Below are 22,805 nucleotides of genomic sequence, written 5' to 3' on the forward strand. Positions count from 1 at the left end.
CCCCGATAGCCCACATCCCGCCCACATCCCGCCCACATCCCGCCCACATCCCGCCCACATCCCGCCCACTTCAAGCCCGCATCGCGCCCACTGCTTCCTGCCCGGCAGCCAACGGGCGCGGCCGGTACAATCGCAGGTTTCGCATCGACGCAGTTTTCATCCGGATTCCCATGAGCAAACCCGCCCTGACCCTCAAGTTCAAGTGCAAGAAGTGCGCAAAACCCGTCACGCTGTATCTGCAGAAAACGTCGGCTTGCTCGCACATCACCCCGTACCAGGGCTTCTGCAAGTGCGGCGAGATGATGCGCCACGCCACCGGCGACAAGGATGCCGTGGAGTCCTTCGTGCATTCGATGGATAACAGCTGGATGCATCACCACCATCACCATCACTAAGATGACCGAAGGCTGGCGGCCGGGCGTCAAGGACCCGATGCGATTCCTGGGCGGCTATCCGCCCAATGTGCTCGACCAGGTGCGCGCCGCAATGGCTGCCGGCACGCTGGGCGACCACATCGCGCGCCGCTACCCCGCGCGTCACACGATCCAGACCGACCGCGCGCTCTACGACTACACTGCCGAGATCAAGCAGGAATACCTGCGCAGCGCCCCGCCGCTGCACAAGGTGGGGTACGACGCGCGGCTGGACACCGCGCAGCACGCGCTGGGCCTGCATACGGCCATCTCGCGCGTACAGGGCGGCAAGCTGAAGGCAAAGAAGGAAATCCGCGTGGCGTCGCTATTCAAGGAAGCGCCGCCCGAATTCCTGCGCATGATCGTCGTGCACGAATTGGCGCACCTGAAGGAATCGGACCACAACAAGGCGTTCTACCGGCTCTGCGAGCATATGGAACCGCAGTATCACCAGCTGGAATTCGATACGCGGCTGTTCCTGGCGTGGCGGGAAACGGAAAAGGCGGACAGCCGCGAAGCCGCCCGCCCGTGACTACTTCGTAGTCGTTTCTTCAATATTCAAACGGTCAGTCGCAGCTGTAGCGGAACTTGTCGTTCAACGCGAGCGGCAGCACCAGTGTCCGCAGGTTCAGCGCCTGCGCCTTGGCGCACAGCTTCTGCCGCGTGGCGGCATCCTTCCACTTCGACTGATATTCGACGTTGAACACGGGCTTGCCCTGCACCGTGAAGGCCGAATAGCCGCTGCACTCGTTGTACTGGAAGCACTGCTCGTTCACCGCAAAATCGAACGACGGCGCCAGGTCGCTCAACTGGGCGACGGCATTCTTCAGCCCGATGGCCAGGCCCCGGGCATGCGCCTGATCGGCCAGGAAGCGGTTGTAGTCGAGCTGCGTGGCAGCCGTAAGCGGCAGACCCGGGTTGTTGGTATAGCCGTCGACGTTGTCCGCATCGATGCCATCGCAACCCTTCGACTTCGCCAGGTCCATGCGGGCCTGCATGATGGCGCGCACGTTGGCCGAGCGTGTGTCGAGCCAGCGCTCGCCCGCCCAGCCGTCCAGCGCATTACCCATATCCGCCGGCTTGAACTTCGAGAAATCGGGGCGCCAGTCCTCGCTGCTGCCTGCCGAGAAATAGCACACCACCCGCTTGCCCTGCGCCTTCAGCGCGTTAATGGTGGCTTGCGGCGTATCGAACAGATCGATGTCGTAGACCGCGACGTTGTAGCTGGTGTTGATCGTGCCTTGCAGCTGAAGCTGCCATGTGTCGGTGACCGACGGCATCCACCGCGTGGGGCTGGCCGTGACACTGCTGCTGACGGCCTGCGTCGAAAACGTGGATGCCTCGGAAACGCGCACCACCGATCCGCCACTATCGTCCCCGCCCCCGCCGCAAGCGGCCAGCGTGGCGACGAGACTTGCCAGGGCCAGTCGCACCGGGCGACGGCCTGCCAGTTTGCTTTGCATGTTTGACCTCTCCTGTTGTACCCAACAAAGAACTACCAGCTATGTATTGCCCTTTTCGGAAAGGGTCGATTTGGCGTGACACCGATTATGCGCGAGACAAGCGCTGATGCCATAGCTTCGAGGTTGACCGCCCCAGCCATCGCACCAGACGCCGCAACCCTGGAGGGGACTTGTCTGCTTTAGCGTTATCGGATGGCGGTGGGCAAACTGAAGGGATGCTCGGGAGCGTCGGTGCCGCAATAGTAGGGTTGACGAGATGGTTTGCTTTGAGAAAATTCTGACAACCAATCAGAAAGAGGCAACTATCAATGCCGCCCACCGGATCGCCCCCAAATTCGCCCCCGGAGCTGCCGCACTTCGTAGTAGGCAAAGCCTATAGCCGGCGTAAAGAAATCACTGGACGGTTCGGAGGCAGTTGGCAAAGCGGCATCGCGCCATCCGACCAGTCGCCCGCGATATTCCTTTTTACCGGAACCAGTGGCGAGAAATACGGCTATCGCGACGGATTCACCAACGACGGTTATTTCCGATATTCCGGTGAGGGTCAAGTTGGCCCCATGACTCTGAGCGGGGGCAACCTTGCGATTACCGCCCATACCTCGAAGGGCAAGGCTCTCCACTTATTCGAGTACACGGGGAAGGGCAAGCCATATATCTACCTGGGCGAATTCGTCTATGGTTCCCACGTCGTTGAGCGAGGCCCTGATCGAAAGGGGGATTTACGCGACGTAATTATTTTTTGCCTCGTTCCCGTGGATTTTCCGATGCGTTTTGAGCGAGAAGAAGACCTGGAAGATGGTCCCTCCCTTGAGAATTCTGACTCTGCCCCCCAAGACCTCACGACCCTACGCGCAAAGGCACTGAGCGCCTGCACTGTGCCTGCAGGCAGCATTGCTCCGAAGGAAGCCATAAGAGCGATTTACCATCGCAGCGTCCAGGTGAAGCGTTACGTTTTGGCTCGAGCGGCGGGACATTGCGAGCTATGCAACGCACCTGCGCCGTTCAAGAAGAAGGACGGGAGTCCATACCTCGAGCCACACCACATCAATCGCGTCTCAGACGGCGGTCCGGACCATCCATTACACGTCGGAGCCATTTGTCCTACGTGCCATCGGAATATCCACTTTGGATTGGATGGCAACGAGGAAAACGAGAGGCTTCGGAAGATCGTAGCGGCGCGAGAAGCGTAAAACGAAAAAAAGCCACGCTCTCGCGTGGCTTTTTCACATGAAACTGGTGCGGCTGCAGGAATTCAATTCATCTGGCAAATTCTTGATACACAAGGATTTTTAAAATTCGCAAACTCCTCAATGCCCCCAAAAATGCCCCCATCCCGGGGGGCCTGCCAGTATTTTGACGTTGGCTTGTTGGGCCTTCCCCCAAAGTCACAAGGCCAGCCGGAGCATCGCGCATATTATCCGCCGTCCCACGCCCAAACAATCCAGTACCGTCCGCCAGTCTGCAAGACCTGCTCATCACCGGCGCGCGATTGGGAAACTCGCTCCTATTCCCAGTGGTGATGCCTCCGACAAGATCGCAAAGTGGGCCCTCGATGAACGCCAAACCGACCGCCCTCTGCACCTACCTCGCGCACTCTGCCACTGTCCGCTTCCTCGTTGCGATGGGCATTAGCGACGCTAGATTAGTGGGACTTACACGCCAGGTTTCGAAGCAACCTTTACGCCACTTCAATTTGGGGCTAAGGTTGGGCGATTACCAACCCTCTGTTAGACTTTGCTCTGTTTTTATCTACTTTAGGCGATTTGGATAGGTAAGAGTGGACACAATGACCTCAGAACCTTGGGTTTCCGTCGAGCAAGTCGCTCTGCACTTGGACGTGGCCAAGGACACCATCTACCGCTGGCGCGAACACCGGGGTCTGCCCGCGCATCGCGTCGGCCGCCTGTGGAAGTTCAAACTGTCTGAAGTGGACGACTGGGTGCGCATGGGCGGCGCTGATGAAAGTGCGCAAGAAATTGACGAATCGAAATGAAGCGCATCAAAGGGCGAATCGCGTGAGCCTGAGCGGTCAGTCCTTGCGAGCGGCCACTGGCAAAGGCCGTGAAATGTAACGGGTTCGCCAACAACTACATCGCGTTCGGAAACGTTCATACCGAAAAAGTTAATTAACGCGGTTCGTGCGCTTTGGGTGTAACAACGCACAAGCGGCGGTACTGGTGCGTCAGAGAGGCTATCGGACAACTGCGTCTTACCGCGATAGTTGGGATACACCGGCTCAGCGCCCATGAATCAAAGGCTTCACCGAGGCCACATGTTGGTGGCGCAACGATCGCCAAGTCAGCGACTAGGGCTCTTAGGATGAAACAGGTGTTTCATCCCCAGGTTTCGGGAGAATGAATGGACAAATCCCAGCTCAGTGAGCGCGATATCTGCACCAAATTCATTACGCCCGCCATCCAGCAAGCGGGGTGGCAGCAACATCAGTTTCGTGAGGAGGTGAGCCTCACCGACGGCCGCGTAATGGTGCGCGGTAGGCTCGCAGCGCGCATCAAGAACCCCGAAGCCAAGGGCGGCCCCAAGCGTGCCGACTTTGTGCTCTATGCCCGGCCCAACGTGCCGATAGCAGTGGTTGAAGCCAAGCAAGCGAAGTTTTCGACCGGCCACGGCATGCAGCAAGCTTTGGCTTATGCCGAGATGTTAGATGCACCCTTCGCCATCAGCAGCAACGGCAATGGTTTCCTTCTGCACGACCGCAGCGGGCTGACATTCCCCATTGAGCGCGAGCTCTCGCTCAATGAATTCCCGTCGCTGGATGACCTGTGGCCGCTTTACCAGCAATGGAAGGGCCTTGCTGAGCCAGCCGCGGTCAAACTGGTCGAGCAGCCGTTCTACGCCGATGGCACTGGCAAAGAGCCACGCTACTACCAGCGCGTTGCCATCAACCGCGCCATTGAGGCTATCGCCAAAGGCCAGCAGCGCGTGTTATTGGTCATGGCCACGGGCACAGGCAAGACTTACACTGCCTTCCAGATCATCTGGCGGCTTTGGAAGGCCAAGGCCAAGAAACGCATTCTGTTTTTGGCTGACCGTAACATCCTGGTTGACCAAACCATGCAGCAGGATTTCGCCCCCTTTGGCGAGGTGATGCACAAGGTCACGAATCGTGAGGTCAAGAAGAACTACGAGATCTATCTGGCGCTCTATCAGGCGGTGACAGGCCGAGAGGAATGGAAGCAGATCTACCGCCAGTTCCCGGCGGATTTCTTCGACCTGGTGGTCATCGACGAATGCCATCGCGGCAGCGCTGCCGATGATTCCGCCTGGCGCGACGTGCTTGACTACTTCTGCAGCGCCACCCATTTGGGCCTGACCGCGACGCCCAAGGAAACCAAGGACGTGAGCAACATCGCCTACTTCGGCGACCCTGTCTACACCTACTCACTTAAGCAGGGCATCGAGGACGGCTTTCTCGCTCCCTACAAGGTCATCCGCATTGCCACGGACGCCGACGCCGTGGGCTACACGCCCGAGAAGAGCAAGATCGACAAACTCGGCCAAATCGTTGAACAGCGGCAATACAATATCAAAGACTTCGACCGCAACCTGGTGCTGGAAAAGCGCACCCGGCTCGTGGCCAGCAAAGTTTGGGAATACCTTAAGGCCACCGACCCGATGGCCAAGACCATCGTCTTCTGCGACGACCAAGACCATGCCGAACGCATGCGCCAGGAGTTGGTGAAGATCATCCCCGCTGCCGCCAGCAACCGTCGCTACGTGATGCGCATCACTGGCGACGACAACGAAGGCAAGGCCCAGCTCTCCTACTTCATCGACAACGACGAGCCGTATCCGATCATTGCCACCACCTCCAAGCTGCTCACCACCGGAGTGGATGCCAAGACCTGCAAGCTCATTGTGCTGGACCAGAACATCAGCTCAATGACCGAGTTCAAGCAGATCATAGGTCGCGGCACTCGCCTTCGGGAGGACTACCAGAAGCTCTACTTCACCATCATGGACTTTAAAGGCGCCACGCGCCTGTTCGCCGACCCTGATTTCGACGGCGAACCTGTGACGATCTATGAGCCCAAGCCCAAAGAGCCAGTGCTACCGCCCGAGGAACTCAGCCCAACTGACTTCGGTGAGTTGGAGCTCCCGCCCTACGAGCTCGACACTACAGGCGGCGACGACACCCCGCCTGGCAGCAATAATGGCGGCGGCGCTGGCGAAGGCCGCGTGAAATATGTGATCGACGACGTGGAGGTGCGCGTCGCCGTCGAGCGTTCGCAGTACCTCGATGCCAACGGCAAGCTCATTACCGAGGACTACCGCGTCCTGCTCAAGGACGACATCAAGAAGGCGCTGCAAGCCGAGTTCGGCAGCCTCACCGAATTCCTACGCCGTTGGAACAGCGCGGAGCGCAAGCAAGCCGTACTGGAGGAATTGGCTGATCACGGCGTGCCACTGGACATCCTGCAACAGGCCGTGCCCAACGGCAGCGAGCTCGATGTCTTCGATCTAGTCGCGCATGTCGCCTTCGATCAGAAGCCGCTTACCCGCCGGGAGCGCGCCAACCAGGTCAAGAAGCGCGATGCCTTCGGCCAGTACGGCGAACAGGCCCGCGCCGTGCTCGAAGCCCTACTTGACAAGTTCGCCGACCATGGGGTGCAGGACATCGAAGATGCTCAGGTGCTGGAACTTCCGCCGTTTGATCAATTTGGCAGCAAGACCCAGATCCGGCGCGGCATCTTCGGCAGCGTCGAGCAATACACCCACGCCGTGCAGCTGCTCGAACAGGCGCTCTACGACCAGAATAAACTGAAACTGGCCTGATCCACGTAAGGCTACGTGAAGCGAGAACAACGCAATGAATCTCAGCAGTACCATCAAGTCCATCCAGGACATCATGCGCAAGGATGACGGTGTCGATGGCGACGCCCAGCGCCTGGGCCAGCTCACTTGGATGCTCTTTCTCAAGGTCTTCGACCAGCGAGAAGAAGAGTGGGAAGATGACAACCCCAAGTACCGGTCGCCGTTGCCCGCGCGCATGCGCTGGCGCCACTGGGCCGCTTACGTGGCAGGCCCCGATGGCAAGAAGAAGCCACAGATTTCCGCCAGCGAGGTGATCGGTTTCGTCAATAACGAGCTGTTTACCACGCTCAAGGACCTGGACGCGAATGCTAGCCCTCAGCACAAGGTGATCCGCAGCGTCTTTGAAGACGCCAACAATTACATGAAGTCAGGTCCCCAATTGCTGGCTGTGATCGAGAAGCTGGAAGAAGCTATCAACTTTCACGACTTCAAGACTCGCGCCAACCTGGGCGACGTGTACGAGCAATTGCTCAACGATCTGCGCGGCGCCGGCAACGCTGGTGAGTTCTACACCCCGCGCGCCATCACGCAGTTCATGGCCGATCGTGTGAATCCGAGTCTCGCCCAGCGCGAATCGGTAATGGACCCGGCCTGCGGCACTGGCGGCTTCCTGACCGCCGCCATCGACCACCTGCGCAACCAGCTCTCCACCAAATCGTCGGCCGCCGACAAAGCCGCCATCGAAGCTCTGATCCGCGGCATCGAAAAAAAACAGCTGCCACACTTGCTTTGCACCACCAACATGCTGCTTCACGGCATCGACGTGCCCAGCCAAATTGAGCACCGCAATACCTTGGGCATCGGCTGGAACGAATGGAGCGCACATGACAAGGTGGATTGCGTCATCACGAACCCGCCTTTTGGCGGCTATGAGGAAGATGGGGTAGGCAACACCTACCCGGCCGACCTGCGCACCCGCGAGACGGCCGACATGTTCATGGCCCTCATCGTTAAAAAGCTCCTTAAAGAAAACGGCCGCGCTGCCGTGGTGCTGCCCGACGGCTTCCTCTTTGGCGACGGCATCAAGGCTACGCTGAAGAAATTGTTGCTGCGCGACTGCAAGCTGCACACGATCGTGCGCTTGCCCAAAGGCGTGTTCGCGCCCTACACCACTATCAAGACCAACCTGCTGTTCTTCACCAAGTGCTCAGTGGTGGACGACGGCACCGAGCACTTTCACACCGACACCATCTGGTATTACGAGCACCCCTACCCGCCGGGCTACAAGAGCTACAGCAAAACCAAGCCCATACGCTTAGAGGAATTCAAACCTGAGCAGGACTGGTGGGGCAGCGAAGCAAATGACTTCGCTGACCGCGTGGAAAACGAATTCGCCTGGAAGGTGGACTTCAAAGTCAAGCGAGAACAGGCCGAAGCCGCCGCGCAGCCGCATTGGAATCGCGCCGAACAACTGGGCAACGACGCCAGCACGCTAGAAAACCGAGTGCGCGACCTGCGCGAATCCATCAAGGGCATGAGCGACGCAAAGCAGCGCAAGCCGGTGGAAGACGAGATCGACACCCTGCGCGCCCAAGCCGACGGCCTGCGCCTGCAAGCCCGCGACGCCCAGGCCGCCGGCGACCGCCTGTACTGGCCCATCTACAACCTGGACCTGAAAAACCCCAACGCGCCGGAGGACGAAAGCCACGACCCCGACGTGCTGCTGGAAAAATACAAGACCCTTCTCGGCCAGATTGAGGAAACCGAGAATCACCTAAAGAGCGAACTCGCTGCCGCACTGGCGCACCACTTTGTCAGCGAGGACGCCTGATGGACGCGCAGCAGTTTCTTAGCGAATTCGGGCATATCGCCAATGCGCCGGGGGGTGTGGCGCGATTGCGTGAGTTGGTCTTGGCGATGGCAGTGCAGGGGCGTCTAGTTCTTCAAGACGAGTCAGAGGAACCTGCCGCCAAGCAGCTGGAACGCATCAAGACAATTGCATTGAACAGACCAGCGGTAGGGAGACGGAAGAAGGCACCCGCAACAAGCCATATTGACGGCACGGCAACTTCGCAATTGCCACGAGGTTGGGTCAATACCCGTCTGTCTGCTCTTGTGCGCGTTCTCAATGGACGCGCTTATTCAAAGCAAGAGCTATTGGAAGCGGGGACACCAGTCTTGCGCGTTGGAAATCTGTTTACGTCGGACCATTGGTACTACTCCAACTTAGAACTGGACGATGACAAGTACATCGACGCTGGTGACCTACTCTACGCATGGTCAGCGTCATTCGGTCCGTTTATTTGGCAGGGTAAGCGCGTCATCTACCACTACCATATCTGGAAATTGGATCTTTTCAGTGACGCGGACGTCGACAAGAAATTCCTCTACACTTGGCTGCTTGAAAAGACTCAAGAAATTAAAGCTGCGGGTCATGGAATTTCCATGGCACACATGACAAAAGAGAAATTCGAGCAACTCGTCATTGCGCTTCCACCGCTGAAAGAACAAACCCGCATCGTCGCCAAAGTCGACGAGCTGATGGCCTTGTGCGACCAATTGGAGAAACAGCAGGCAGACCGCCGGAAACTGCAAAACGCCTTGCGCCAGTCCACCCTGCAAGCCCTCGCCAGTGCCCAAAGCCCGCACGAACTGCAAGACAGCTGGCAACGCCTGCAAACGAATTTCAGGCGCTTGTTCAGCGCACCTGAGGACGTAGACGGGATGCGCGGCCTCGTCCTCGATTTGGCGGTCCGAGGATTGCTAGTAGAGCAATCAGATTCGGATGAGCCCGTTGTATCTTGGTTGGCAAGAGTTGCGACGCTGAAAGCGGATCTGGCGAAGAAGAAACTTATTGCCAAACAGACCACCTTCGTTGATGTTTCTCTGGAGGACTATCCGTTTTCTGTGCCGAGTGGCTGGGCGTTTGTGCGCCTCGGCCAAGTTGCCAACAAGATCGGTTCAGGGAGCACACCGCGAGGCGGGCGGGAAGTCTACGTAAAGGAAGGCGTTCCATTCCTGAGGTCGCAAAACGTTTGGAACGACGGTCTTCGACTAGCTGGTGTCGCTTACATCACCAATAGCGAACACGAGCGGATGGCTGGCACGACGGTGTTGCCGAATGACGTACTCCTCAACATAACAGGCGCGTCTCTCGGACGCTGTGCACTTGTTCCCTCTGACTTCGGCGAGGCAAACGTCAGCCAGCACGTGACCATCATCAGGCCTACAGATCCCCAGGTACGCGAATATCTTCATTTGTGTCTGTTGTCACCATATTGCCAAGCGCTCATCTGGGGCCGACAGGTCGGTATGGCGCGAGAGGGGCTTAGCAAGAAAGTGCTGGAACAGTTCGAGATCCCATTCCCGCCGATTCCCGAACAACATCGAATCGTGGCACGCGTATCTGAGTTGATGCGGTATTGCGACGAAATTGCAGAACAGCTTCGCAGCACGCAAAAGGCGGCTGAACGATTCGCAGCGTCGGTTGTCACCGCCCTCACCGGCATCTCCATCGAACAAGAAGAGGAGCCCCCCATGAAAGCCCCGCAAACTGAACTGGTCGCACCGCTGCGCTTAGGTACGCCACCCGACCTAAAGGCTCAGGCCCCGCTGGCCACCCTGCTGGCCCGCCACAAGGGCGAGATGTCGGCCCGTGACCTGTGGCAGCGCTTTGGCGGCGAGATCGATGCCTTCTACGCCCAACTTAAGGCCGAGGTGGCGCACGGCTGGATCGCCGAGCCTGCGGTGGCCGAAGTGCGCGAAAGGCTGACCGAAGCGGCAGGGGGCTAAGGATGCAGCTGCGGCACCTGGCTATTCCACACTTCCGCAATTTGCGCGAGGTGGTGATCGACTTCGCGACGCAGATGTCGCTCATGCCGGGCGAGGCCGCCGGTACGGCGCCCAAGTCCATCCGCAGCCATGCCTTGATCGGCCAGAACGGGACCGGCAAGTCCAACCTAATCGAGGCGCTGATCACAATCTTCCGCGACGTGGATCTAGACCGCGACGCGGCGCACGACTATACGCTGGAATACGAGATCCGCGGTTATACGGTGCGTCTGCAGGCCGATACTCGCAAGCAGAAGCGGCCCTTCGTGTGGGTTGACGGCAAGAGCGAATCACAAGGCTATCTGCTGAAGAACCGCGAGCTGCTGCCCTCGCACATCTTTGCCTACTACTCCGGCCGCAACGAGCGCATAGAGACCCTGTTCCAGGAGCACCAGCGCCGCTTTAACCAGCGCCAGGAAATCACGACCGACGAGGTGTTGCCCGAACAGTTGCTGGAGAACTTCACCGCGAGCGAAGCGGACATCCGTGCGCTGGAAGAAGCCAAGCGCCGTCGTGAGGTCCGGCTGAAGCAGGCGGGCGACGACCGCCTTCGCCGACTGTTCTACTGCCGGGGCGGCCACAGCCAATTGGTGCTACTGGCCTGCCTGCTGTCAGACGACCCGGTATTTCAGAAGGTGCTGAAGAACCTGCACATCGAGGCGCTGGAGTCCGCCCTGTTCGTATTGAAAGAGCCGCACCGCCTGCGCGAGAAGCGCCGGGGCGGCAAGTTCGATGAGAACGAGCTGAACGAAGGCGATCCGCGCTTTTGGTATGCACGCGGCAATGTCGTGAGCGAATTCCTCGACAAGCTTTGGCAGGTCGCCTGGGCGCCCATCGAGGTGGAAGCGACCCGGCAGATCGACTTCCGAGGCCGCACCGAGAAGCAAAAGCAACTCTACTTGTTCGTGTCCAGCCACGCCAAGCTCAAGCAGTTGGGCGGACTAGTGGGTGGCACCGACAGCTTCTTTCGCTACGCCGAAGGTGCCTACATCGGTGACCTGATCGACGAGGTGCGCATCACGGTGAAGAAGCGCGAGATGGGCGACGGACACGACGGCAAGGTGAGCTTCACTCAACTCTCCGAGGGTGAGCTGCAGATGCTCACCGTGCTGGGCCTGATGCGCATTACGCGCGAAGACCACTGCCTGTTCCTGCTCGATGAGCCCGACACCCACCTGAACCCTATCTGGAAGCTCCGCTACTTCGACGACATCGAAAGCGTTCTAGGTGACACCCATGAAGCCGGTTTCAATAGCGCCAGCGTTAGCGGCGCCTTTGATGCAGCTTCGGGGCAATCGCAGATCCTTGTCACCACCCATGACCCGATGATGGTGGGCGGACTCAAGCGCGAACAGGTGCACATACTGCGCCAACAGAACGAGCGCACCGTGGTGGAGGTACCCGACGAGCACCCGCAGGGCATGGGCGTGACCGGGCTGCTGAAGAGCGAGCTTTTCGGTCTATCTTCCACGCTGGACATCGAAACCGAGCGGCGCCTGTTCCGGCGCAACGAGCTGTTCGTGAAGTCGCCCCGCACACCCCAGGAAGATGCCGAGCTTTCCCGCCTATCCGCCGAGCTGGCTGACCTAGGTTTCTCCACCGCGGACTTCCGCGACCCGGATTACGCGCTGTTCGTGCGCAAGATGGCGCAGCATCGCAAGTTCCGCCAACCCTCGCTTACGCCGGAAGAACAGGCCGAACAGGACCGCATCGCCGATGACATCATTGACGAGATCCTGCGTGAGGAGGGAGGCAAATGATCTTCATCGATCTCGAAAACAAGCTGCCCACTGATATGGACTTACCGGATGATGTCCGCTGGTCCCAAGCAGACTGGGATGCCTGGCTAGTTGAGTCTTCGCGTCTGGTTGGCGAGCTTGCGATGCTTGATGCAGCGGCGAAGATCAAGGCTCGCAATGAGCTTATCGACAAGTACAGTGGCCATTGGGGAAAATTGAAGCCTTGGCTGCTGGCATTGTCTGGTGGAAAGTGTTGGTTTACCGAGGCCCGGGACATTGCATCGCACCTAGATGTCGAACACTTCCGTCCCAAGAAGGCTGCTCGCGGCAGCAAGGGGCCCGAGCGCGATGGTTATTGGTGGCTGGCCTTCGACTACATGAACTTCCGCATCGCCGGCACCGTGCCGAATCGAAAGAAGGGCGCTTGGTTTCCACTCCGATACGGCTCCCGATGCTCGACGTACAACCAACGTTGCGAAGGGGATGAAGTCCCTCATTTCCTCGACCCAACGAATGCCTACGACGTTACGCTGCTGGCGTTCGATGAAGAAGGGAAAGCCGTTCCTGCACCTGGCATCCCACGTTGGGAACATGTGCGGGTGAAGCGCACAGTGGAGCGGCTGAAGCTCACAGAGCACAAGGCGTTAGCTGAGGAGCGGCGGAAGGTTTGGCAGAACACCACAAAGCTGATAAATAAGTATCTGCAAGCGCTGTCGGAGACACGAAGTTCTGCGGCCGCCCGCGAACGCGCGAAGGCCACAGCTCGCGACATTGTCTCCCTTACCAAGCCAGACGCAGAGCTTTCGGCAGTGGCGAAATGGTGCATTCGTTTGCGCAACGATCCAAGTGTTTCAAGACTTTTAGGTTGAAGTAAAAGCAACTCGGCGTTTTAGTTGAGATGCCCACAAAGCCGCAGCAACCTGCGCCAGTATCAATAAGCGCGGCGACCGCGGCCTGCACAGCAAGCTACGGCACATTGCGTGCTTCCTGTGCGCTATCCGTGCCACTTGCAAAACGGCAACCAAGCGACCTTCTCTTCAAAATTGCTGAGAGAAGGCCGCTAAATCAGTCCTGATAAAGATCAATACGTTAGCCGAGGGGGGTAGTTCTACGCCGTTGGTACGGGCTCAAAATCCCACGCCTTTGCAAGAGTAGCGAGGCTGACCAGCATTTGCTCGGCCGTCGAGAGAAGAACGCTGGCTACCAGCCGCCCCTCGACGAGGGCAAAGCCTTGTACGGTCATTTCCCCCACGAATCCATGCGGGAGCATGGAGGTTCCGTCGGTTTCACGCACGCCTGCGACGATCAACAGCCCTTGCTTGTCGCGCTCCACTTGGACCGGCAAGCGGCCGTGCCGACCTGCGAACCAAGCAGAAATGAAAGGCTCATCCTCGTCGGATGAGACGCTGACATAGTGGATGGAATCACCCGTTTTCAAGACGGCCAACAGGCGCCGATAGAGCACGTAGGTGAGCAGTTCGGCGTGTTCCCCGTTCATCCGGGCCTTGCGTAGCAGGTACAGGCGGCCCGCCGCTCCGCGGCGCACGTTACGGCGCCCACAATAAGCAATTGCCTCGGGGTGCTGCACGATTAGAGCGCGCCAGAGCTCGTCCGGCGCCTGACCCTGCACGAGTGTAGCGAGCGAGACCTCCACACCCCGGCCGAGGTCGATGCGGTCAAGCACCGTCTGCACCAGCTTGCGCTTGGTCGAGGCCCCGTCGCCCTGGCCGGCGCGGAGCAATCGCTTCCAGCTCTCGTCACGCTCAGCGTTGTGCAGAAAGCTGTGGTTACGGCCAGAATGCAGCAGGTAGTCCCCATGTACCAGCAGCGCTCGCTCCCACAAGTGCTGGGGCAGTGGACGTAAGCCATCTTCCCCGAAGACGCAGCAGGCTTTGTCCCGGTAGTTGTTGAAACGAACAAGGCGGTCGGCTTCCTGCTCTGGGTTCCAGGTGAAGCCGGCTTGTTCGTTCCAGTCGTCAAGCACGCCAGCGAAATCCAGCAAGAATTCGACTTGCCCGGCGAAGTAGCCGTGCCGCTCGGCAGACTCAATGGCGTTCCGCCAGTCATCCTCGCGTAGCATAAGGAACGCCTTGATGCGCTCTTCTCGCACTTGCTGTCCGTAGAATCCCTTCACCCCTTTCCCAGCAGGAGAGGCCAAGTACGACAGAATCCCTGTCGCGTGCGCCAGCAGTTCTTGCACCGACTGCGCACTGCGGTTGAAATCGTCCAGCCGATCGTACGGTGTGTTCAAACTGAGGTTCACCACCACCCGCATCCAATCTCCGAATGCTGAAGCGCCGCCATTGGGGTGGCCGGTGAGGAAACCGCAGTAGGCGCTGAACTGCACCAGCTCCGCGTAGCTGAGCCGAGTCGCATCCTTAAGCAGTCGCTCGATGAACGCCCGTTCGTCAAAGGCGCAGCCCTCGGGCAGCATCGGCCGGATTCCAGCCTCGTAGCCCGCCCACGCATCCAGCAGCGTTACGAAAGTACGCGTGAAAGCCTCGTCCAGACACCCGGCCTCTTGATAGCGGACGAATGAGAATCCCTGCTGGCCATTGCGCAGTGCGTGCATCAGCGCGTCGTGCAATTTTTGGCCGGGACGCCGGGTCACTGTCACTACAGCGCGCACCAGATTCATGAATCGGTCGTCAAACAGTGCGGTCTGTCGGTCGCGATAGTGCCACAATACATCGGCCCATGTAGTGTCAATCCGGTGACTGATGTACTCGCTGGCACGCATGGGCCGATCGTGCAACTCGAAACGATCGTCGGGCACCACCGAGTCGACATGGTGCTCCAGGCGAGCTTTGAAGGTCTCAAAGCTGGTCAGTGGCTTGCCCCGCGCGTTCATCTTGATGTAGAGATCGTCCGACAGGCCGAAGTCCTGCAGGTTAAGCAGTTGGAATGTGACTGCCGGCCGATCGGGACTCGTCAGCCGTCTGTACAAACCCTTTCCATCGGCAAAGCGCGCGTCGATCTCGTCCAGCATAGTCAGCGCAGACTGAATGGTTGGGTCCATCTTCCAGGACAGGAAGAACCACGGCTGGTCTGTGATATCGACAGAGAGTTTTGCTCCCTGCCGTTGTTCTGGCTGCCACTCCAGTAGCGCGTCGAAGAATTCACGGCTGCTGGGGCGTACCGCATAGGTGAACCTCGCGCCGCGCGCTGGGGACGCCCTCCGCATGAAATCAGGGGCGCATCCATCTTTCACGGCGAGGTACCAGTGCAGAAGCAGCAGCGTCGTCAGCCGCTGTTGTCCATCCAGCGGCGCGAATGCGCCGCTACCGTCGAGGCTGCCATAGATGAAGTCCAGATCCAGAGGCAATGTGTGATCGTCCTCGGACTTGTCTAACGCATCCCGCAGAGCTTGCAGGAACGCCGCGCGCACTTCCGCCTCGCCCGCGCGGCCTTGGACATAGTCCCGTTGCAGGATGGGAATGCACACATCGGGATGCCGCTCAAATAGGGCCACGAAGCTCAATCTTTCCCCGGAGCTCATGCAGCCTCCCCATGAACAGTGAAAAATTTCGAAAGAGTTGAAGCTATCTCCGCGCGGTAGCTGTCCGCGTCACGCGGCGACCAGAACAACATGTTGGCGATGTCCTTGCTGTAGCACTTGAGAAAGACGTTGCGCGTGCATAGCGGCACGAAGGTACCCGCCTCGTCCAACCCCAGAATCCACCGGCGCTTGACCGGGAAGATGGCGTTCTTATAGGCCCGGTTAGTACCTTTGTCGAGCAGCGCCAGATTGCCGATCCCGTTATCCACATCCGGGTCGTTGGCTTCGCCCACACGTCGCAGGATGTCGTCATATAGCGCGTCGAATGCCTGCCCATAGGTACCCTGCTCGGTCAGCAGCGCGCGGATGCGTATGCTCAGGTCCTGGTCCTGGTCCTCAGGACAATGCGCGAAGTAGTCGGCGACGTTGCTCAGCCAGAGCCGCTGGGCGTCGGCCTTGTCCGGCCTGTCCGAGGCGACCGCTTTTACATGCTCGATGTCCCACGCCTCCTTCTTAAATGCATCGAACGGAAACCGGAGGTTGGAACGCGGGTTAGCCAGCAAAGTGGCGACGTTGAACAACAGTAAAATGGACCTGATCCGACGCGAGTCACGTCCATACTCTAAATCAGCCAAGCGCACTTCGATGACCTCGCGCACAGCATTCGGGTCGCCCCAGTCACAGGCGAGGCCGACCTTGCGCGCAATCCGGTCGCGCAACCTAGCCTGGAAGGCCCTCTTCGCTGCGCCCTGCGCCAGCACCCGGAGCCCCTGAATATCCTCCCCCTCGTGGACCAAGAATCCGACCAAATGGTAGAGGACACGGTCATTGAACCACTCTTCTAGGGACATGAACGACTGCTTCACCCGCAGCCACTCGTCCTCCGCTAGGCGCTTCTCCTCCTGAAGCCTGTGGTTGAAAAAGTGGAAGGTCTTGTAAGGGTCCCCCGGCTCCGTCTGCCAGCCCTCGATTCGGGCATGGAGGTCGAATAGGTACTCGATCCGGTTCTGTGGAATACCGGCACCGCTGTGCATGAAGTACCAGAACTGGTCCGACTGAAGCACCTTTTCAATGGTGTCCCATTCCTGCGCGATGCGCAGTTGTTCCTGGGAGACGGCCGGCGCCGCGAAATTGCCTGAGCGCAGGAAGAGCGCACGCACCAATTCCGAGTTCGTCAGCGGGATCTTGCCCACATTAAGTCGAGTGAACGCTGGGATCGCGGCCTGCGCCTCCGGAAGTTCGTACCAGATAACCCTCACGTTTCTTCCTGCCTTGTCGTCATTGACTAAGGCCTGTAGGACCTTCATACGATGGCTGCCGTGCCGGCCCTGGAACCAGGTTTCGATAGCGGCATAAGCGTTGCAGATGTGGAAGTAATCGATATTCTTGTCGGCCTGGGCGGAGTCGATCCGCTGCAAGAAGGCCTCGCTGTCCTTACGCGTCTCATAGGCGAGCCGGAACGGGTCCTGGTCCAGGGCCTGCATAAGGTCGCGCAGGAACGTCAAGACGAGGTGGATGGTGGTGAGACGTTGCTGGCCGTCCACCAGCTCCCAGTCTCCCAACTCAGCGCGCCGTTTAACCACGATGGGTTGCAAGCAGTAGAAGGCGCTTCCACCGCCATCCGCCAAGGCCTGAAACTCCCATATGTCGTCCAAAAGCTCAGTCACCTGACGCTTGGTCCAGCGGTAGCCTCGCTGGTAGGAAGGGATAAAAAATCTTTCGCCCAGCAGGTCGCTAATGGGCCTTAGTGATAGTTGCGCTGCCATTGACTCTCCCTTCTCTTCCTTTCCGCTCCCGCGCAATTGAGCACTGTACTAGAAAGAAGTGGTGTCAGCGTTTTACGATTTCTAACTTTGACATCAAGACGCTCAGGCTTGTGGGCGCGCAAGCTCGGCTGCCTCGCGATCGAGCTGGCGATTCGCTTGGGCTTGCTCAATCGCTTGGCGGCACGTCCCCTACATTCAGTACGTATTGCTCGCGCTCGCAGATTGAAAAATAATTCGAACACATATCACTCCTGGGTGTGCGGTGAATGTCCATCGCATCGAACCGCGTAGCCCGGATCTATAACTATCCATGGAGAGATCATGACGTTCAGTAATTCCCCTCTCGAATACTTGCTCGCATTCGCCATTGTCTTTCTGATCGGTGCGTGCTGGAGGAGTTTCGACAACAAAAAGTACATGCCATGACGCCTAGTTGCCCACAATGCCTCTCATCACGAGTAGTGACCCGCGACTACGCACGAAAGGCCACCGGCATTATCGGCGCTGTCGCCGGTGCAGCCAGCAGCTTTGGTGCATCCCTGAAGGGTGCGCGCGCAGGCGGCTGGGCCGGTGGCCGGGTTGGATCCATTGCCGGCCCCACCGGCATGACGCTCGGCGCTATCACTGGCGCCATCCTGGGCGCACTGGCCGGTGGGGCGGCGGGTTGCTCCGCCGGATCAGTGCTCGGCGAATTGATCGACGACAAGATCCTCGACAACTACCGCTGCCTGGACTGCAAGCATACGTTCGCCTCGGCCGGGTCTCGCGCCCCCCGGCGATCGCCCTCCGACAACGCGTCCGCGCAGGCGTACGGAATCGATCCCTTCGATCTGAGCGAGGGCGACGAGCCGTTCTCGCTGCCTCGCACCTAACGCTTTAGTAGGCGCTGTCTCAGCGCCGTTTCTGTACTGCCCCCCCACTCTCTCATCCGCCCGGCACCTGCCGGGCTGTATGCACTTGTCTTCCCAAAGGAGCAATTCATGCATCTCGTCCAATCGATGGCCTACGCCAACGAAACCCCGTGGCACGGCCTCGGCAACCAGCTTGCCTCCAACCAGCCGCTCGAGGTCTGGGCACGCCAAGCCGGTATGAACTGGACCATCGAATCATCCGAAGTGCGCTTCGTTTCCGGCAACGCTGGCCTGGGCGCAATCCATGCCTTTCCCGACCAGCGGGTGCTGTACCGTTCAGACACCAAAGCGCCACTGTCGGTTGTCTCCAGCCGCTACCAGGTGGTGCAGCCCTCGGAGGTGCTCGAGTTCTACCGAGATCTGACCGAAGTCGGCGGCTTCGCGCTGGAAACCGCTGGCGTCCTCAAAGATGGTAAGAAACTGTGGGCCCTCGCCAAGACGGGCCAGTCCGGGCTTCTCAAAGGCCGCGACAAGGTGGAGGGCTACCTGCTGCTTGCCACCGCATGCGACGGCACCCTTGCCACCACTGCCCAATTCACATCCGTCCGTGTGGTCTGCAACAACACGCTGCAGATCGCACTTGGCAATGGCACCTGCGCCGTCAAGGTGCCGCACCGCAGCCAGTTCGACGCGCAGGCCGTCAAGCGCCAACTGGGCATCGCGATCTCCTCCTGGGAGGCGTTCATGGTCCGCACCAAGGCGCTCGCAGAGCGCAAAGTCAGTGACGCCGCCGCCGAAGCCTTTTTCCGGCGCGTGCTCACCTACCCCGCCACGAACAACGGCGACCGCGAGGTGGCCGTCGTCAACGAGCGGGCGATCAAGGCCGTGGGGCAGCTTTATGCCGGGCGCGGCAAGGGCGCCGACTTGCCGTCCGCGGCAGGGACGGCATGGGGCCTCGTTAATAGCATCACCGAGTATGTCGACCACCACCGTCGCGCCCGCAGCGACGATCACCGGCGCGATGCCGCCTGGTTCGGCCAAGGCGCACAACTTAAGCAGAAGGCTTGGGACGACGCTCTGAAGCTTGTCCTTTGAATGCGCTCCCCTTATGCATCTTCCACAACCCGGCAGTCTCGACTGCCGGGCTTCGTCTATCTGGAGGTTCCATGAATGCCCTGCTGCCCAACCCGGCACATAAGCGCCAAGCCGCGCTGCGGCTGGTCAAAACAACAGAACTGAACCGCGACGACTGGTTGGCGGTACGCAGAACTGGCATCGGTGGATCGGATGCCGCAGCCGCGGTCGGCCTCAATCCCTACAAGAGCCAACTGGAACTTTGGCTGGAGAAGACCGGCCGGGATGCCGATCTGCCGAAACCCGATCCTAACGACACGAGTGAACCCGTATATTGGGGCGCACTCTTGGAGCCCATCGTAGCGGCGGCCTATACCCAGCAAACCGGGCGACGCGTGCGCAAAGTCAATGCCGTGCTGCGGCATCCGACTGTGTCCTTCATGCTCGCCAACATTGATCGGGAGGTCGTCGGGGCACCGGACGTGCAGATTCTCGAGTGCAAGACGGCTGGCGAATTCGGCGCCCGACTGTGGCGCGACGGAGTGCCCGAGTACGTAGCTCTTCAAGTGCAACATCAACTAGCCGTCACCGGTAAACAAGCCGCGGATGTCGCGGTGCTGCTGTGCGGCCAGAAACTGGAGGTCCATCGAATCGAGCGGGACGACGCGCTCATCGGGCGACTAATCACTCTGGAAGCCGCATTCTGGCATCACTGCCAGACCGACTCCCCGCCGCCAGCGGATGGCTCAGAGTCTGCGGAAGCCGCGTTGCGCTGCCTCTATTCCAAAGACTGCGGGCAGACCGTGGACTTCACGGACGACCGGACGCTGAGCGCAGCCTTTGCCGATCTGGTCGCGCTGCGTGCCGGTCTGGCCGAGCGTGCTGAGGCGGAGGCCAAGCTCAAGCAGGCTATCCAGCAAGCAATGGGAGACGCCTCCCGCGCGTTGTTCGAAACCGGCGAAGTCACCTTCAAGCGCAGCAAGGACGGTACCGGCGTCGATCTCAAGCGACTGCTGGCCGACCACCCGGAGTTGCAAGAGCCCTATGCCCTTACCAAGCTCGGCACCCGCCGCTTTTTGTTGTTTCCCCAAGGAGAATCCACATGCTGAAAGGATTGGCCATCACACCCCCCGTCATCGGGCGCATTTCCATCGGCCGCGTCATCGAAAAGAACGGCAAGCGGCTTCCCGAGAAGGACGATCAATTTACATTGACGACTCAGGTCCAGAGCCGGGACGGCTGGATGCTGCATCCGCTCAACGAATCGCTGCGCAAGGCCACGCCGGGCAAGTTGCGGGCGATTCCGGTGCGGATGCTGTTCAACGATCCGGATCTGAACCTGCGCGCCAAATACACGCTGTTCGATCGCGAAACCGGCCGGCCAGTTTGTGTCGGCAACGGAGAGGTCTGCAAGCGCGTGGAGCGCGATGGCATCACCAGTCTGCCTTGTCCGTCGCCGGAGCGCTGCCAGTTTGGTGGCTCGGGCGGCTGCAAGCCGTATGGCCGGCTTAACGTGATTGTGGGGGATGAGGACGAAATGGGTTCATTCCTGTTCAGGACCACCTCCTACAACAGCATCCGAGCGCTTGCGGCGCGACTGCACTACTTCAGTGCCGTATCCGGGAACCTACTGGCCTGTCTCCCGCTGGAACTGAAATTGCGTGGGAAATCAACGGCACAGAGTTATCGGTCGGCCATCTATTACGTCGACCTGGGCGTTCGGTCGAGCAGTACGCTGGAGGAGACGCTGACCCAGGCGCGAGAACTCGACGGGCGTCGCAAGGCGTCCGGCTTCGACCAGACGGCCTTGGATGCAGAGGCTCGGCTTGGCTTTGCCAATGGAACCTTCGAGGATAGCCCTGAAGAGGCTACGGCCATCGGGGATGAGTTCTATCCTGACGCTCCCGAATGTGCGCTCGAGCCGGACGAGCCGGAGAAGGCTGATGCAGGGTTGCCCACGTTGCGCGACAAGCTTGACCGCAAGGCGGCGCAACTACGGGGAGCAGTGGCATGATCGGGCCGTCCCGCTGGGTAGTGCCGCTCGCGATCGGCGCGACGGCCACAGCGGTCTGCCTCTCAGTGCTGGCCAGCTGGCAGCGTGGCGGGGCACTGGCGGAGCGGCTGGTGTGGGTGGCGACCGGTCTCGTCCTGGTCTTGTGCGCACACCTGCTGCCCGCCCTGATCCGGGATGCTCGGCCGGCCGTACGCGGCATGGTGGCCGTCTTGTGGCTCGCCTGCATGGTCACTGCCTGCTACGGCCACCTGACATTCTTCCTGCTGGCGCAGCTGCGTGCGGGAGAGCAGCGGGCGGCTTCAGTCGCCGCACCAACTCCGCCACTTGAGCGCAATCTCACGGCGGTGATGGCAGAACGGGCGACGGTCACGGGGCAGTTGGCGAGAGCGAATGCCCGCGGCTGCCAACGCGACTGCGAGTCACTGGAAGCGCTTCGCGTGACGCTTGCCGCCAAGCTTGACGCGCTGAATGCCGAAGCCGACGAAATCAGGCGTCATCAGGCGACAAATGACCGGGCTATGGCTCAACGTGACGCCATGGCGACCGACCCGGTCACGGCGCGACTGGCCGGACTGCTTGGCACGACTGGTGCGCGCATCGATCTACTGTCGGGGTTGGCATTTGCGGCAGTCCTGGAAGGCGTCGCCTGCCTGCTGTGGACGGTCGGGCTGCAGTCGCGTCCGCAGGCTCCCGATCCCCTCTTACGACCGGCTCCTATCAATCGGAGTCATGCGTCCGCACCGGCGAGCCAGAAGGTCGTCACGAATAGTCGTCGCCCGGAAGCACCGCCAGTCTCATCGTTGGTTGGCATGAAGTCCGGCTATACGGACGCCGACGTAGCGCAGCTCGCCCAGGACATCGCTGCCGGGCTCGTGCGACCGACCGTTGCCGAGATTCGCCGGCACCTCGGTTGCTCCCAGGCCCGCGCGACTGCGTTACGCCGACAAGTCGCTGCCATCTGTCCGGCGGCATAAACCGTAGATCCCGGCCGGCAGTCTCTCACTTCCTTCCTATTCGACGTGCCCGCATCCGGACGCTCCGGAGGTCTGCGCACATCTGTTTCATCTGGAGAACACCATGACGAATCCTCATGCCCCTGCGGCTAATGCGCCGCGCTTCCGGCTTGGCCGCTTCGTGGCGACCCTCTCGCCCTGGCTGCGCTCCGACACGCAGAATCTCATCCCATTGCCTTGCTGGTCCGCCACATGCGTGGCGACTGGGGCGAATTGGACGACGAGGACCGCGCGCAGAACGAAACGTCCCTGATCACGGGGAAGCGGCTGCTGTCCAGCTACACCCTGGACACCGGCACGAAAGTCTGGGTAATCACCGAGGCGGACCGGTCGGTCACGACCATTCTGTTGCCGGATGAGTATTGAAGG

18 protein-coding genes are annotated in these 22,805 nt (G+C 59.9%); 15 read left to right on the forward strand and 3 right to left on the reverse strand.

Annotation, left to right across the window (positions count from 1 at the left end):
- Positions 1-170 precede the first annotated feature (170 nt).
- On the forward strand, positions 171-395 hold the full coding sequence (locus A9J21_RS01165; RefSeq protein WP_066731071.1) for a hypothetical protein: 225 nt from the start codon (positions 171-173) through the stop codon (positions 393-395).
- Positions 396-432: 37 nt separating this feature from the next.
- Positions 433-945: a M48 family metallopeptidase gene (locus A9J21_RS01170; protein WP_066731267.1), complete on the forward strand. Its 513-nt coding sequence runs from the start codon at positions 433-435 to the stop codon at positions 943-945.
- A gap of 34 nt (positions 946-979) precedes the next feature.
- On the opposite strand, the gene A9J21_RS01175 is transcribed toward A9J21_RS01170, so the two are convergent.
- Positions 980-1,876 (reverse strand): endo alpha-1,4 polygalactosaminidase, encoded by an 897-nt coding sequence (locus A9J21_RS01175; protein WP_066731073.1) that lies wholly within the window; start codon positions 1,874-1,876, stop codon positions 980-982.
- Between the two features lie 308 nt (positions 1,877-2,184).
- On the opposite strand from A9J21_RS01175, the gene A9J21_RS01180 reads away from it, so the two are divergent.
- The 7 genes from A9J21_RS01180 (at position 2,185) to A9J21_RS01210 (ending at position 13,088) form a co-directional block, all read left to right on the forward strand.
- Complete coding sequence (locus tag A9J21_RS01180) at positions 2,185-3,066, forward strand: HNH endonuclease signature motif containing protein (protein WP_082926166.1); 882 nt, start codon at positions 2,185-2,187, stop codon at positions 3,064-3,066.
- Between the two features lie 596 nt (positions 3,067-3,662).
- Positions 3,663-3,869 (forward strand): helix-turn-helix domain-containing protein, encoded by a 207-nt coding sequence (locus A9J21_RS01185; protein ID WP_066731079.1) that lies wholly within the window; start codon positions 3,663-3,665, stop codon positions 3,867-3,869.
- Positions 3,870-4,234: 365 nt separating this feature from the next.
- A complete protein-coding gene (gene hsdR, locus A9J21_RS01190) occupies positions 4,235-6,670 on the forward strand; it encodes an EcoAI/FtnUII family type I restriction enzme subunit R (RefSeq protein WP_066731081.1) in 2,436 nt (811 codons plus the stop codon).
- A gap of 34 nt (positions 6,671-6,704) precedes the next feature.
- Complete coding sequence (locus tag A9J21_RS01195; protein WP_066731083.1) at positions 6,705-8,480, forward strand: N-6 DNA methylase; 1,776 nt, start codon at positions 6,705-6,707, stop codon at positions 8,478-8,480.
- Positions 8,480-10,441 (forward strand): restriction endonuclease subunit S, encoded by a 1,962-nt coding sequence (locus A9J21_RS01200; RefSeq protein WP_066731085.1) that lies wholly within the window; start codon positions 8,480-8,482, stop codon positions 10,439-10,441. Before A9J21_RS01195 ends, A9J21_RS01200 begins: the two co-directional genes overlap by 1 nt.
- Positions 10,442-10,443: 2 nt before the next feature.
- Positions 10,444-12,240 (forward strand): AAA family ATPase, encoded by a 1,797-nt coding sequence (locus A9J21_RS01205; RefSeq protein ID WP_066731087.1) that lies wholly within the window; start codon positions 10,444-10,446, stop codon positions 12,238-12,240.
- The gene (locus A9J21_RS01210; protein WP_066731089.1) at positions 12,237-13,088 is read left to right on the forward strand and encodes a hypothetical protein; all 852 of its coding nucleotides are present in this window, start codon (positions 12,237-12,239) and stop codon (positions 13,086-13,088) included. Before A9J21_RS01205 ends, A9J21_RS01210 begins: the two co-directional genes overlap by 4 nt.
- A 239-nt stretch (positions 13,089-13,327) precedes the next feature.
- Here the strand turns inward: A9J21_RS01210 and A9J21_RS01215 are convergent, their stop codons facing one another.
- Complete coding sequence (locus A9J21_RS01215) at positions 13,328-15,718, reverse strand: DUF262 domain-containing protein (RefSeq protein WP_066731091.1); 2,391 nt, start codon at positions 15,716-15,718, stop codon at positions 13,328-13,330.
- Positions 15,715-17,484: a DUF262 domain-containing protein gene (locus tag A9J21_RS01220; RefSeq protein ID WP_066731093.1), complete on the reverse strand. Its 1,770-nt coding sequence runs from the start codon at positions 17,482-17,484 to the stop codon at positions 15,715-15,717. Before A9J21_RS01220 ends, A9J21_RS01215 begins: the two co-directional genes overlap by 4 nt.
- Before the next feature lie 461 nt (positions 17,485-17,945).
- Between A9J21_RS01220 and A9J21_RS01225 the strand changes: the two genes are divergently transcribed.
- The 6 genes from A9J21_RS01225 (at position 17,946) to A9J21_RS32640 (ending at position 22,802) form a co-directional block, all read left to right on the forward strand.
- The gene (locus A9J21_RS01225) at positions 17,946-18,356 is read left to right on the forward strand and encodes a hypothetical protein (protein ID WP_066731095.1); all 411 of its coding nucleotides are present in this window, start codon (positions 17,946-17,948) and stop codon (positions 18,354-18,356) included.
- 108 nt (positions 18,357-18,464) lie between these two features.
- The gene (locus tag A9J21_RS01230; protein ID WP_066731097.1) at positions 18,465-19,430 is read left to right on the forward strand and encodes a DUF932 domain-containing protein; all 966 of its coding nucleotides are present in this window, start codon (positions 18,465-18,467) and stop codon (positions 19,428-19,430) included.
- Between the two features lie 71 nt (positions 19,431-19,501).
- Positions 19,502-20,518 carry a YqaJ viral recombinase family protein gene (locus tag A9J21_RS01235; RefSeq protein ID WP_066731099.1) on the forward strand — a complete coding sequence of 339 codons (1,017 nt, stop codon included), beginning with the start codon at positions 19,502-19,504 and terminating at the stop codon, positions 20,516-20,518.
- Positions 20,512-21,423, forward strand: coding sequence for a phage capsid protein (locus tag A9J21_RS01240; RefSeq protein ID WP_066731101.1), 912 nt, complete (start codon positions 20,512-20,514; stop codon positions 21,421-21,423). The genes A9J21_RS01235 and A9J21_RS01240 overlap by 7 nt, the downstream gene beginning before the upstream one ends.
- Positions 21,420-22,397 (forward strand): hypothetical protein, encoded by a 978-nt coding sequence (locus tag A9J21_RS01245; protein ID WP_066731104.1) that lies wholly within the window; start codon positions 21,420-21,422, stop codon positions 22,395-22,397. Before A9J21_RS01240 ends, A9J21_RS01245 begins: the two co-directional genes overlap by 4 nt.
- Before the next feature lie 231 nt (positions 22,398-22,628).
- Positions 22,629-22,802 (forward strand): plasmid related protein, encoded by a 174-nt coding sequence (locus A9J21_RS32640; protein ID WP_404851334.1) that lies wholly within the window; start codon positions 22,629-22,631, stop codon positions 22,800-22,802.
- Positions 22,803-22,805: the final 3 nt, after the last annotated feature.

Source organism: Cupriavidus sp. D384 (assembly GCF_001652915.1).
Lineage (GTDB): Bacteria > Pseudomonadota > Gammaproteobacteria > Burkholderiales > Burkholderiaceae > Cupriavidus.

Coding starts and splice junctions, on each gene's coding strand:
- A9J21_RS01165 (WP_066731071.1), top strand. CDS start 171: ATGAGCAAACCCGCCCTGACCCTCAAGTTCAAGTGCAAGAAGTGCGCA.
- A9J21_RS01170 (WP_066731267.1), top strand. CDS start 433: ATGCGATTCCTGGGCGGCTATCCGCCCAATGTGCTCGACCAGGTGCGC.
- A9J21_RS01175 (WP_066731073.1), bottom strand. CDS start 1,876: ATGCAAAGCAAACTGGCAGGCCGTCGCCCGGTGCGACTGGCCCTGGCA.
- A9J21_RS01180 (WP_082926166.1), top strand. CDS start 2,185: ATGCCGCCCACCGGATCGCCCCCAAATTCGCCCCCGGAGCTGCCGCAC.
- A9J21_RS01185 (WP_066731079.1), top strand. CDS start 3,663: ATGACCTCAGAACCTTGGGTTTCCGTCGAGCAAGTCGCTCTGCACTTG.
- hsdR (WP_066731081.1), top strand. CDS start 4,235: ATGGACAAATCCCAGCTCAGTGAGCGCGATATCTGCACCAAATTCATT.
- A9J21_RS01195 (WP_066731083.1), top strand. CDS start 6,705: ATGAATCTCAGCAGTACCATCAAGTCCATCCAGGACATCATGCGCAAG.
- A9J21_RS01200 (WP_066731085.1), top strand. CDS start 8,480: ATGGACGCGCAGCAGTTTCTTAGCGAATTCGGGCATATCGCCAATGCG.
- A9J21_RS01205 (WP_066731087.1), top strand. CDS start 10,444: ATGCAGCTGCGGCACCTGGCTATTCCACACTTCCGCAATTTGCGCGAG.
- A9J21_RS01210 (WP_066731089.1), top strand. CDS start 12,237: ATGATCTTCATCGATCTCGAAAACAAGCTGCCCACTGATATGGACTTA.
- A9J21_RS01215 (WP_066731091.1), bottom strand. CDS start 15,718: ATGAGCTCCGGGGAAAGATTGAGCTTCGTGGCCCTATTTGAGCGGCAT.
- A9J21_RS01220 (WP_066731093.1), bottom strand. CDS start 17,484: ATGGCAGCGCAACTATCACTAAGGCCCATTAGCGACCTGCTGGGCGAA.
- A9J21_RS01230 (WP_066731097.1), top strand. CDS start 18,465: ATGCATCTCGTCCAATCGATGGCCTACGCCAACGAAACCCCGTGGCAC.
- A9J21_RS01235 (WP_066731099.1), top strand. CDS start 19,502: ATGAATGCCCTGCTGCCCAACCCGGCACATAAGCGCCAAGCCGCGCTG.
- A9J21_RS01240 (WP_066731101.1), top strand. CDS start 20,512: ATGCTGAAAGGATTGGCCATCACACCCCCCGTCATCGGGCGCATTTCC.
- A9J21_RS01245 (WP_066731104.1), top strand. CDS start 21,420: ATGATCGGGCCGTCCCGCTGGGTAGTGCCGCTCGCGATCGGCGCGACG.
- A9J21_RS32640 (WP_404851334.1), top strand. CDS start 22,629: ATGCGTGGCGACTGGGGCGAATTGGACGACGAGGACCGCGCGCAGAAC.